The organism is Paraburkholderia sp., assembly GCF_035656215.1.
In the GTDB taxonomy this organism is placed as follows: Bacteria; Pseudomonadota; Gammaproteobacteria; order Burkholderiales; family Burkholderiaceae; genus Paraburkholderia.
Window position 1 is genome coordinate 1 of record NZ_DASRSY010000040.1, and the last position, 12,276, is coordinate 12,276.

8 protein-coding genes are annotated in these 12,276 nt (G+C 60.5%); 2 read left to right on the forward strand and 6 right to left on the reverse strand.

What is annotated here, in order from left to right; all coding sequences use genetic code 11:
• The 6 genes from VFE81_RS02085 to VFE81_RS02110 form a co-directional block, all read right to left on the reverse strand.
• Window positions 1–3,585, reverse strand: a 3,585-nt coding sequence (locus tag VFE81_RS02085) for a nitrate reductase subunit alpha (protein ID WP_325043002.1), incomplete at its 3' end; no start/stop codon positions are given.
• A gap of 37 nt (window positions 3,586–3,622) precedes the next feature.
• Entirely contained in the window at window positions 3,623–5,056 is a 1,434-nt protein-coding gene (locus tag VFE81_RS02090; RefSeq protein ID WP_325043003.1) for a NarK family nitrate/nitrite MFS transporter, read from the reverse strand.
• On the reverse strand, window positions 5,053–6,381 hold the full coding sequence (locus VFE81_RS02095; protein ID WP_325043004.1) for a nitrate/nitrite transporter: 1,329 nt from the start codon (window positions 6,379–6,381) through the stop codon (window positions 5,053–5,055). Before VFE81_RS02095 ends, VFE81_RS02090 begins: the two co-directional genes overlap by 4 nt.
• 142 nt (window positions 6,382–6,523) lie before the next feature.
• Window positions 6,524–7,246: a response regulator gene (locus VFE81_RS02100; RefSeq protein WP_325043009.1), complete on the reverse strand. Its 723-nt coding sequence runs from the start codon at window positions 7,244–7,246 to the stop codon at window positions 6,524–6,526.
• 27 nt (window positions 7,247–7,273) lie between these two features.
• On the reverse strand, window positions 7,274–9,190 hold the full coding sequence (locus tag VFE81_RS02105) for a type IV pili methyl-accepting chemotaxis transducer N-terminal domain-containing protein (RefSeq protein WP_325043005.1): 1,917 nt from the start codon (window positions 9,188–9,190) through the stop codon (window positions 7,274–7,276).
• 112 nt (window positions 9,191–9,302) lie between these two features.
• Window positions 9,303–10,238, reverse strand: coding sequence for a hypothetical protein (locus VFE81_RS02110; RefSeq protein ID WP_325043006.1), 936 nt, complete (start codon window positions 10,236–10,238; stop codon window positions 9,303–9,305).
• 126 nt (window positions 10,239–10,364) lie between these two features.
• Here VFE81_RS02110 and VFE81_RS02115 point away from each other — a divergent pair, with 126 nt between their 5' ends.
• Window positions 10,365–11,210 carry a M15 family metallopeptidase gene (locus tag VFE81_RS02115; RefSeq protein WP_325043007.1) on the forward strand — a complete coding sequence of 282 codons (846 nt, stop codon included), beginning with the start codon at window positions 10,365–10,367 and terminating at the stop codon, window positions 11,208–11,210.
• 267 nt (window positions 11,211–11,477) lie between these two features.
• The coding region (locus VFE81_RS02120) for a type VI secretion protein IcmF/TssM N-terminal domain-containing protein (RefSeq protein ID WP_325043008.1) at window positions 11,478–12,276 on the forward strand (799 nt) is incomplete at its 3' end.

Consider the following 12,276-nt stretch of genomic DNA (forward strand, 5'->3'; position numbering starts at 1 on the left):
GCCGCGCGTACCGGTGATTTCCGAGCCCGGCACGTTGACGATCTTTTCCTGCGCGTGATACATCATGACCATGCCCGGATTCACGCGCTGGCTGACCACCGCCCGCGCGGCAATCGCACCGTTGATGTTGAAAAGCTCGACCCAGTCGTTGTCTTCGATGCCCGCATCTTTAGCGTCGTCTTCGCTCAGCCAGATCACGGGGCCGCCGCGGTTGAGCGTGAGCATGATCAGGTTGTCGGTGTACGTGCTGTGAATGCCCCACTTCTGGTGCGGCGTAATGAAGTTCAGCGCGATTTCCTTGTGTCCATTCGGTTTGCGGCCGTACATCGGCGAAGCCGCCTTCAGATCGACCGGCGGCCGATAGCTGACGAAGCCTTCGCCGAAGTCGCGCATCCACGGATGATCCTGGTAGAACTGCTGACGACCCGTCAGCGTGCGCCATGGGATTAACTCGTGCACGTTGGTATAGCCGGCGTTGTACGACACCTTCTCGCTTTCCAGACCGCTCCAGGTCGGCGATGAAATGATCTTGCGCGGTTGTGCCTGCACATCGCGATAGCGGATCTTTTCGTCCTCGCGATGCATTGCCAGATGGGTATGCTCGCGGCCGGTTATTTTCGACAAGGCGTCCCACGCTTTTACCGCGACGTGACCATTGGTTTCAGGCGCGAGCATCAACAGCACTTCGCAGGCATCGATGTCGCTATCGATCTTCACCATGCCCTGCGTCGCGCCTGCATCGCGCACCGTGCCGTTCAGTTCGGCCAGTTGCCCGACTTCGGTCTGGGTGTTCCATGCAATACCCTTGCCGCCATTGCCGACCTTGTCCATCAGCGGCCCCAACGCCGTGAAGCACCGATACACATTCGGATAGTCGCGCTCCACGACATTGACTTGCGGTGCGGTCTTGCCTGGAATCAGTTCGCATTCGCCGCGCTTCCAGTCGCGCACGTCATAGGGTTGCGCCAGTTCGGCGGCGGTGTCGTGCATCAGCGGCGTGAGCACCACTTCTTTCTCCACACCCAGATGGCCGACGCAGACCTCGCTGAACTTCTGCGCGAAACCCTTGTAGATCTCCCAGTCGCTGCGTGCCTGCCATGCCGGATCGACCGCGCTCGAGAGCGGGTGGATGAACGGATGCATATCGCTCGTGTTCAGATCGTTCTTCTCGTACCAGGTCGCCGTCGGCAACACGATGTCGGAATAGAGACATGTGGTGCTCATGCGGAAGTCGAGCGTGACGAGCAAATCGAGTTTGCCCTCGGGCGCATTGTCATGCCAGATGACCTCTTCCGGCCTTGCGTCGTCGTCCCCGAGATCGCGGCCTTGTACGCCGTGGCTGGTGCCCAGCAAATGCTTGAGGAAGTATTCATGACCCTTACCCGATGAGCCAAGCAGGTTTGAACGCCACACGAACATATTGCGCGGCCAGTTATCCGGATGATCGGGATCCTCGCAGCTCATCTTCAGGGAGCCGTCTTTCAGCGTGCGCGCGACGTAGTCCTTCGCGTCGAGTCCGGCTGCTTGCGCGTCGGCGGCGACCCGCAAAGGATTGGTTTGCAACTGCGGCGCGGAAGGCAACCATCCCATGCGTTCAGCGCGCACGTTGTAATCGATCAGCGAACCGCTATATTGCTGTTTATCCGCGAGCGGCGACAGAATTTCATCCACCCCCAGTTTTTCGTAGCGCCATTGATCGGTATGCGCGTAGAAGAAACTGGTGGAGTTCATCTGCCGCGGCGGCCGAATCCAGTCGAGCGCAAATGCGAGCGCTGTCCAGCCGGTTTGCGGCCGCAGTTTTTCCTGGCCCACGTAGTGCGCCCAGCCGCCGCCGCTTTGGCCGATACAGCCACACAGCATCAGCATGTTGATCACGCCGCGGTAGTTCATGTCGGCGTGATACCAATGGTTCATCGCCGCGCCGATGATCACCATCGACTTACCATGCGTCTTGTCCGCATTCGCCGCGAATTCACGCGCAACGGTGATCACCTGGTCGCGCGAGACACCGGTGATCTTCTCCTGCCATGCGGGCGTGTACGGCACGTCGTCGTTATAGTGCATGGCGCCGCCGAAGCCGCGATCCACGCCGTAGTTAGCGGCCATCAGATCGAACACAGTGGCAACCAGCGCCTCGCGCTCTTCACCGGCCTTGCCCAACGAGATGCGTACCGCAGGCACTGAGCGCTCCAGTACGTCACCCTGCTTGCTGGCGGTGAAATGCGGTGTGTCGATGCCACCGAAGTACGGGAAACCGACCGTCACGACCTCATGCTGCTGCGCGCCGTCTTCCACGACCGAAAGCTTGAGCTTCACCGCGTCGCCGTGACGTGCCTCTTTTGCCTCGAGATTCCAGCGGCCGGCATCGGCGCGGCCGTCGGGTCCCCAGCGGAACCCGATCGAACCTTGCGGCAAAACGATCTTGCCGTGCTCATCGAAAGCCACCGTTTTCCAGTCGGGATTGTTGTCCTGTCCAAGTTTGCCGTTGAAATCGTCGGCACGGACATAGCGGTCCGGAACCAGCACCTCGCGGCCATCCGGCAGCGTGTGACGCTTCAGTTGCACGAGCAACGGCAGATCGGTGTAACGGCGTGCGTAATCGTCGAAATACGCGCTGCGTGTGTTGAAGTAGAACTCGCGCAGGATTACGTGACCCATCGCCATCGCGAGCGCTGCGTCGGTGCCCTGACGGGGATGCATCCACAGATCGGCGAGTTTGGCGACTTCCGAATAGTCCGGGGTCACGGCAACCGTCTTGGTGCCGCGATAACGCACCTCCGTGAAGAAATGCGCGTCGGGCGTGCGCGTTTGCGGCACATTCGAGCCCCACGCAATGATGTAACTCGAGTTGTACCAATCCGCCGATTCCGGCACGTCTGTTTGCTCGCCCCATACTTGCGGGCTCGACGGCGGCAAATCGCAGTACCAGTCGTAGAAACTCATGCAGACGCCACCGATCAGGCTCAGATAGCGGCTGCCTGCTGCGTAGCTGACCATCGACATCGCCGGAATCGGCGAGAAGCCAATGACGCGATCGGGTCCATGTTTCTTGATCGTATAGACGTTGGCCGCGGCGACGATTTCGTTGACCTCGTTCCAATCCGCCCGCACGAAACCGCCCAAACCGCGCTGGCTTTGATAGTCGCGGCGCTGTACGTCGTTCTCGACGACACTGGCCCATGCATCAACCGGGCTCGCCGCCACCGCGCGTGCGGCGCGCCAATGCTTGAGCAGGCGCGCGCGCACCAGCGGATACTTGACGCGATTGGCGCTATACAGATACCAGCTGTAACTTGCGCCGCGCGCACAACCACGCGGCTCATGGTTCGGCAGATCGGCGCGCGTGCGCGGATAGTCGGTCTGCTGCGTTTCCCACGTGACAATGCCGCCCTTCACGTGAATCTTCCACGAGCATGAGCCTGTGCAGTTCACCCCATGCGTCGAACGTACGATCTTGTCGTGCTGCCAGCGCGCACGGTATGCATCCTCCCATGTGCGGTCTTCGCCTGTGGTCACGCCGTGACCTTTGGCGAAACGCTCGCGCGGCTGCGCGAAGTATTTCAGTCTGTCCAGAAAGTGGCTCATGATCTCAATCCTTGTCTAATGCTTTCCAGCGCCGCGCTCAGCACGGCATGCCGGCATGACGCCGGGCGTAGAACCACCATGTCAGTCCGACACACAACACGTAAAACGCGATGAAACCGTACAGCGCCAGTTCAGGACCGCCGCTGGCGAGAATCGAACTGCCGTAGCTCTTCGGAATGAAGAACCCGCCGTATGCGCCGATCGCGCCGGCAAAACCAATCGCGGCCGCGCCTTCTGTATTGCCTTCACGGTTCGCATGAGCGAGCGCTGCCTGGTCATTGGGCGGCACGCCACGCAATCGCAGGTTCAGGAAAATCACAGGAATCATGCGGAACGTTGAGCCGTTGCCGACGCCGGTGGTCAGGAAAAGCAGCATGAACATTGCGAAGAAACCGCCGAACGCACCTGCTTGTGGCCCCCACGGAAACGCCGCGCTACCGACCTTCGGCAGAAAGTACAGAACGCCCACCACCGCGAGCACCATGACGACGAAATTCCAGAACGTGACACGTGCGCCGCCGAGTCTGTCGGCAAGCCAGCCGCCTACCGGACGGATAGCCGCGCCGACGAACGGTCCGACCCACGCGTACGTCAACGGATTGACGTCCGGGAACTGGCTCTTGATGAGCAGCGGAAAACCGGCGGAGTAACCGATAAACGACCCGAACGTGCCCAGATACAACGTGCACATCAGCCAGTTGTGGCGACTACGGAAGATGGTCGCCTGCGCGGCGAAAGACGCCTTGGCGTCGGCCAGATCGTTCATGCCGAACCAGGCGACGAGTGCGGAAATCGCGATCCAGGGCACCCAGATGAACGCAGCGTTCTGCATCCATACCTGAGACGTATGACCGGCTTTCGTCATCAGTTGCGGATCGCCGCCGAACACGCCGAACACACCGGCCGTAATGACCAGCGGCGACAGGAACTGCACCGCGGATACACCGAGATTGCCGAATCCGCCATTCACGCCGAGCGCCGAACCCTTGCGCTCCTTCGGGAAGAAGAAGCTGATGTTGGCCATGCTGGAACTAAAATTGCCGCCGCCAAAACCGCACAACAGCGCGAGCAACAGCATGGTCGGATAGCTCGTGGTGTTGTCCTGCACCGCAAAGCCGATACCGATCGCGGGAATCAGCAAGGACGCGGTGGAAAGCGTCGTCCAGCGACGTCCGCCGAAGATCGGCACCATGAACGAGTAGAAAATGCGCAGCGTTGCGCCCGAAAGTGCCGGCGCCGCGGCCAGCCAGAACAGCTGGTTGGTCGAATAGCGAAAACCGAGTGACGGCAAAGTAACCGCCACGACGCTCCACACCTGCCAGACCGCGAAAGCCAGGAACAGCGCGGGCACCGAAATCCATAGATTGAGTTTGGCGACGGATTCGCCTTCCTGCTTCCAGAAAGCCTTGTCCTCCGGCGTCCAGAGAGTCAGCGTGCGGCCGGCTCGCGCGCGTGCTGTCGAGATATTCATGATGGGGTTCCTGCTTGAGAAGAAGCCTGAGTTGAAGTCTGATTGCACTTGGCGCCAGTGGCGATTGCGCCTGCCGTCATCACGTCGGTGCGGCGGACTTCGGTGAGATACATCCAGATCAGCGACACCCACACAACGCCGTAAAGCAGCATGAAGGCGCTCGAACGGATGCCTGTGAGATCAACCAGGACGCCGAACAGAATCGGCAACGCGAAGCCGCCAAGACCACCAGCGAGGCCGACAATTCCTGAGATCGCGCCAATGTTGGTCGGGAACTCGTCGCCGATGTATTTGAAGGTGCTGGCCTTACCGAATGCGAAAGCGATACCGAGCACGAACATCAGCACCGTGAACCACACCACGTTGAGGCCGAGGTGGAAAACCTTGGGACCGTCGACGGTGGCGATCGTGAAAACCGTTTGCGGATAGCTGAGCAGGAACAGGCAGATCCAGCTCACCCACATCACCCACCACGTCACGCGATGCGCGCCATAGCGGTCCGAGAGCCAGCCGCCCACGGCACGCAGGACGCCGCCAGGCAGCGAGAAGCACGCGGCGAGCAACGCTGCGACACGAATGTCGAGCCCGTATTCACCGACGTAGTACTGCACCATCCACAGCGAGAGTCCGACATAGCCGCCGAACACGATGCTGTAGTACTGGCAATACTTGAGGACGCGTGGATCCTTGAGTGCCTTGAGTTGATCGACGAAACGCTGGTTGTTCGGCACGCGATGCGAGGGATCGCTCGCGCTGAAAAGCCAGAACAATACGACCGCGGCAAGCATGGCGACGGCATAGGTTTTCGCAACCATGCCCCAGCCGAAGGCGACGAGAATAGCGGGCGCAACGAACTTGTTGACGGCCGCGCCGGAATTGCCCGCACCGAAGATACCCATGGCAAAGCCGCGGCGCTCCTGCGGAAACCAGCGTGCCACATACGGCGTACCAACCGAGAACGCCCCGCCTGCCAGGCCGACGAACAAACCGACGACAAGGAAGTGCCAATAGGTAGTGGCGTAGCTCATGAGCCAGATTGCCGGCACGGTGGCGAGCATCAGGCAGGCCATAACGACGCGACCGCCATAGCGATCGGTCCAGATGCCAAGCGGCACGCGCACAAGCGAGCCGGTCAGAACCGGCAACGCGGCCAGCATGCCGAATTCGGTTTCGTTCAGATGGAGGGACTGACGGATCGGGATGCCGATCACGCCGAACATCATCCACACCATGAAGCACACGGTGAACGCGAACGTGCTCGCGATCAGGACCGACCATGCCTTGGGTTGGGTTGCGGCGCTGCTGCCGACCGCGGTCTTTGTCATGGGAATTGCTCCTCTTTCCATGACTCTGACTTTGCCGTTTTCGGCGAGGGGTCGGTATCCTTCTGAAGGAGGTCCGGCTTGATTCAGAAGGAGTAGGAGCTTTCTTAAGGCGTAGTTCTTTGGGAGTATTGCTAATCTGGTGCTACTCGATAGCGATCGAATTCACCGTGGCATAAACAGCGGCTTGCACCCTCGAGCCCAACTTAAGCTTGCGCAAAATATGCTGCACATGAATCTTGACCGTCGTCTCCGCAATCGCCAGCGCGCGCGCAATCTCCTTGTTGCTCGCGCCGCGAGCGATATGCGCAAGGATTTCCTGCTCCCGCGCCGATAGCGCGATTTCCGGCGCAAGCTGCGCCTGGGATGCATCGACAACGACCGGCGGCACCGCCTCGACCTCGGGCGCGCCTCCCACATCCGCCGGCATGTCTTTCGCCGTCGCAGCCCGGTATGCCGAGACCAGCTTGCTCGTCATCTCGGGGCTCACAACCGCCTCGTCCCGCATGGTTCGCATGATCGACCCGGCAAGCGTGTCGGCATCGACAGTCTTCAGCAGATAGCCTTGCGCGCCGCAACGCAAGGCAGCACCCAGATCGCGTTCGTCCTCGCTCACGGTCAGCATCAACACGCGAGCCTGTGGCGCAGCCTCATGCAAATCCTTGAGCGCGTCGATCCCACTCACGCCCGGTAGATGGTTGTCCAGCAGGATCAGATCGGGCTGCAATTCACCGGCGCGACGTTGCGCCTCACCGGCGTCGGCCGCTTCGCCAACCACCTGGAATCGTGCGTCTTCACGCAGCAGGGCGATGAGCCCGCGCCGGAACAACGTATGGTCATCGACCACCAACAAACGAATTGGAACCATCATCTATTTCCCCGGTTGGGCCGATGCCTAAACAGCCTCAACCCGATCTTCATGAAACGCCTCCGACGCTCCGCGCTGGGATGGCGCCAAGGTCAACGTGACACACGTTCCCGCGCCAGCCACGGAATCGACCACAACCGTCGCACCGATACGCGCGGCGCGCTCCTGCATGATGCGCATTCCAACATGTGTCTCGCTGGGGGTGTGTTGCGATGCGTCGAAGCCTTCCCCGTCGTCGCGAACTTCGAAACTCCATACCGGGCTTTGCTGCACTTCCAGCCATACCTCGCGCGCGCGTGCATGCTTGCGCACGTTCGATAGCGCCTCCTGCAAGACATGCAGTACCTGCACCTGCACGTCCGCGTCGAGCGGCAGACCGTGGCCCTCGATCAACAGGTTGGTGGCAAGCCCGGTCTGATGCTCGAACTTGCGCAGCGTGGTACGCAACGCGGGCTCGATATCTTCGGTGTTGCCGCGTGTGCGGAAATGCACCAGTAATTCGCGCACGTCACCGGTGCTTTCACGCACGCCCGCATCCAGCTCATCGACAATACGCGCGACAGATGAGCCGGCAGGGGCTGTCAGGGCGTCGCGTAGCAACTGCACCTGTATTTTCAGAAATGCCAGCGACTGCGCAATCGAATCATGGAGCTCGCTTGCGAGTAAAGCGCGCTCATCGGACACTGCGGTTTCCCGTTCCAGCGCGCTCACGCGCAAATTTTCCATAGCGCCCGCCAGATGGCTCGCGAGCGTGTCGAGCAGATCACGGTCCTGAGCGGACAACTGAATCGTTTCGCGAAAGAACAGGTCGATTTCGCCAAGCGTGCGCTGATGCAGAATCACAGGCACTGACACGAGGGTTGCGTAGCCTGCGCGCGCGCAATGGCCGAGCGTCGCCGCCCCGGGGTCCACGAGCCGCACGGGGATCACTCGCGCGCCAGGCACGCTCTGTGGATGGCCACACAGGCAACTGCGCGACGTGAGGCATTGCTCGTCTTCAACCATGAAGCGCGGCAGACTGTCCCCTGCCAGCAGCAGGTAACGTTCGTTGGCCTCGCCCGACCAGCGTATCGCCACCGAATCCGCGGCGGCGATACGGCGAATACGTTGCGCGAAACCCTTCGCAAGCGCCTCCAGCGTATTGGCATCCCCGAGAAATGCGCTCACTTCATAGAGCGCGGCAAGACGCGCGCGCTCGGTCTCGAGGCTGGCGGTTTTCTCGCCGACCTTCTGTTCGAGACCGGCATAAAGCTGCTGCAGGTTCTGCGCCATCCGGTTGAACCCCGTGGACAGCTCGCCGAATTCATCTTGCGTCACGACCTCGACGCGCGTGTCGAAGTCTCCACGCTCGATTCGCGCCAGCCCACCGGTCAGTCTTAAGACGGGAGCGAGTACGCTCAGATGGCCGACATACAGCAACGCCAGCGCACTGCCAATTGCCAGCGCGAGCAGCGCGAGTTGCACCGCGTTGAGGATTGAGGTCCAGCGCGCAAGTTGTGCTTCGATCGAACTGTCGAACAAATCGACCAGGAAAACAAACTGATTGGCCTCTCGATGGATCTCGGCACCGCCGGGTGGATTTCTACCGGTCCAGACCGGACGCAACGCCCGCCATTGCGATTGCACACGGGCAAAGCGCTCGCGTGCCTCGCCGTTCCATGGAACGAACAGCGGGCGTGCTGAATCGCCCCTCTCGAGCAGCGCGAGACTTTCGTCGAACTCGCGTGCGAGCACGTCGACCTGGGACGGAGTATCACGCAGCATCAGCGCGACGCGGTAGGTTTGCATCCGCATACGCCCAGCCTCGTTGATCGCGGCTGCGCCACCGTCGAGTTGCCAGGTGATCCAGAGTGTCAAACCAATCGACGCCAACGCCAACGCGAGCAACGTAGCGACAAGAGCGGCGAGTTTGGTGGCGAGAGGCCAGGAGGAGACGGAACGCATTCAAAGATTCTATGCGTCGCGTCCGGAGAAGACACGTCGCCGGATTGACTCAAATCAACCCAGCAACATGTCTGAGGCGGTAGTGCGTCACCAGGACGCGCCTTACCCGAACTTACGGCTGGCGTGCCTGCGGCGCCGAACCCGGACAGGCCGGGTCCTTACCCCAATGTCCGTCGCACACGCGCCAACGGCACAACTGGTCTTCGAAGAAGCCGCGTTGTCCGCACTCTTTCACGCGTTCGGCCAGCCTGGCATTCCCGGGGGTAGCCGATGCACTGACCTTGGTGGCCGTGGTGCCGTCTGCCGCTTTCGCGTCAGCCGGTTTGGTCCGTGCCACGAGCGCCGCCAATAGATCGGCATCCGAATCATCTTTCGAAGCATTCCCGGTCGCCCGCGATTTCTTCGTTTGAGCGACCGCGGTCGGTGCGCTCGCGTGATGATTGCTTGCGGCCGTGCTTTCCTTCTTGCCGTGGGCCGCCGTGTCGCGTTTCGCATTGCTGGCGACAGCCGTCGCGCTTTTACCATGCTTTGCCGCCGGCACCGTTACCGCCGACGCGGCCGGTGCGGATGCAACCGGTGCAGATGCATTGCTCGGCTCTGCGCCATCGGCTAGCGCGCGCGATAAGCGGCTCTCATTACCGCTTGCGGGCGTACTCGCGGATGCCTTGCTGTCGCTGTCATCAGCAACGATCGTAGCTGCTTGCGACGACGCCGCAGCCGGGGCCTCCGCTTTCGCGGTGACCTGCGGCGCACCGCTGGCAGCGGACGCCGGCACGGCAGCTTTCGCAGCGTTGGCTGGTGTGGCTGACGCAAACGACTCTGTCTTCACACGCTGCTGCATATGCCACGCACCCCAACCGCCTGCAGCGATCACCAGCAAGGCAACCAGCACAAGCGGTGTTTTCGACCGGCGTGGTTTATCGGCAGGCGGCTCGACGCGGCCCTCCAGGTTCGCGAGAATTCGCGAACCATTGCCATCGGCGCCCTTAGCCTTATCGGATAACAGGCTAGGTGGGGCTTTGGAATTCGAATTTTCCGGCGCACTCATTCACTGTCTCATTGAATCCTGGATTATTTCGCCGTGATAATGCCGTTCCGGCTCCTCTCCGAGCAGGCCTGATTCTAAGAGCAAGCATTACAAAATACAATTGTTTCCAATTTTCCGGGGTCGACTTTGATTGCCGTAGTACTTCTCGCCTATTTCGCCATCGCCGTTGTAATCGCCGCAATGCTGCTATTGCCGGCGGTACGCGCCTCTTTATTAGGCGCCGCACTCGCTATTCATGGCCGCGTTATGCGAGGGGCATCGCAGGGTGCTTCTCGCGCTCGTGGTCAATTAGCACGTTCGGCAAAAATTTCGCAATCGACCGCAGTCGATATGCAAAAGTTACTGGCAAAGCGGCGCTTGCTGATTTTTACTACCACAGGTATTCTTGCGACGCCGCCATTGGTGGCATTGGCTTTACGCGGCCGGCAATTATTCCAATTCGATGACACTGCACGGGTACCGGACGAGAAAATTGCCGCGTTATTGAATGGCGAACAGCTCGTGCCCCCGCCGCCGCTGCCGCCCGAGGTATTTGCAACGCAGGAAGTGGAGCAGATTCGGCCCGCGCTGAAAGACGCGAGCCGCGACTGGAATTTGCTCGACGCCGATTTCAGAACGCGTTTATTGCTCGTTTACAAAATCATGCACGAGCAATACGGGTATGAGATGGCATTGCTGGAAGGTTATCGCAGTCCGGAGCGGCAAAACCGGCTTGCGCAAATGGGGGGTAACGTCACCAATGCCGCTGCGTTTCAGAGCTATCACCAATACGGTCTTGCCGCGGATAACGCATTTTTGCGCGACGGCAAGCTCGTCATTTCAGAAAAAGATCCCTGGGCCATGCGAGGTTATCAGCTATACGGACAGACGGCCGAACAGGTCGGCCTGACGTGGGGTGGCCGCTGGAAAATGATGGATCTCGGGCACGTTGAATATCACAAACCGGGCTTCGTCCTGGGGCGCGGTCATTAAGACGAAGTGGGCAATAAAGAGGTTGCAATGGGGCGTTCAATCAAGTTTTCTGGCAAAAGTCGGCAATGTCGCATGCATAACGGCATTCGTCCAATCGCCATTGGCGGGCCATCCCCTGGCGGATTTAACAATCCAGCCGCATTCACCTCCACCTGAATATGCTTTCGTTTTGTTTCAAACGCGGCACAGGCAGACTTTGCCCGCGCTCGCGTCATGCTGTTTGCCACACACGCGCCACAACACACATCACCAAGACCTGAACGGCTTATGCGACGCATTCTTAACGTGTTGACCCATACACGCACGCTCTCGATCATCGGCTTGCTCGCGCTCGCTGCTGTTTTGTTCATCGGCGCCGATACCCTGCAGATCGACCTGATGTGGCCCGCCATCGTGCTCGGCGCGGTGATCGCGCTCTGGCTGCTGGTCTGGGTGGTGCGCCGCCTGCGCGCGCGGCGCGCGAACAACAAGCTCGGCGAGATGCTCGAGCAACAGGCCGAAAAGCAGACCGAAACCGGCCCGGCCCCGACGCCCGCGCGCCAGGCCGAACTCGATGTGCTGCGTACGCGCCTCGTCGACGCAGTGAAAACGATCAAGACGTCGAAGATCGGCCAGATGTCCGGCGGCTCGGCGCTGTATGAAATGCCCTGGTACATCGTGATCGGCAACCCCGCTGCGGGCAAGAGCAGTGCCGTGCTGAATTCAGGCCTGCAATTTCCTTTCGCCGACAAGAACAATGCGGTGATTCATGGCATCGGCGGCACGCGGAATTGCGACTGGTTCTTCACGACCGAAGGCATTCTGCTCGACACCGCCGGCCGCTATTCCGTACACGAAGAAGACCGCACCGAATGGCTCGGCTTCCTCGGCCTGCTCAAGCGTTTCCGGCCGAAGGCGCCGATCAACGGCATCATCGTGACGGCGAGCATTGCCGAGTTGACCAGCAGCAAGCCTGAATTCGCGATCAATCTCGCGAAGAATCTGCGCCAACGGGTGCAGGAGCTGACCGAAAAGCTCGAAGTGTTCGCGCCGGTGTATGTGATGTTCACCAAGGCCGACCTGATCA

Excerpts from the sequence above, each read along its gene's own strand:
- VFE81_RS02105 (WP_325043005.1), bottom strand. The coding sequence starts at position 9,190 with ATGCGTTCCGTCTCCTCCTGGCCTCTCGCCACCAAACTCGCCGCTCTT.
- VFE81_RS02100 (WP_325043009.1), bottom strand. The coding sequence starts at position 7,246 with ATGGTTCCAATTCGTTTGTTGGTGGTCGATGACCATACGTTGTTCCGG.
- VFE81_RS02090 (WP_325043003.1), bottom strand. The coding sequence starts at position 5,056 with ATGAATATCTCGACAGCACGCGCGCGAGCCGGCCGCACGCTGACTCTC.
- VFE81_RS02110 (WP_325043006.1), bottom strand. The coding sequence starts at position 10,238 with ATGAGTGCGCCGGAAAATTCGAATTCCAAAGCCCCACCTAGCCTGTTA.
- VFE81_RS02095 (WP_325043004.1), bottom strand. The coding sequence starts at position 6,381 with ATGACAAAGACCGCGGTCGGCAGCAGCGCCGCAACCCAACCCAAGGCA.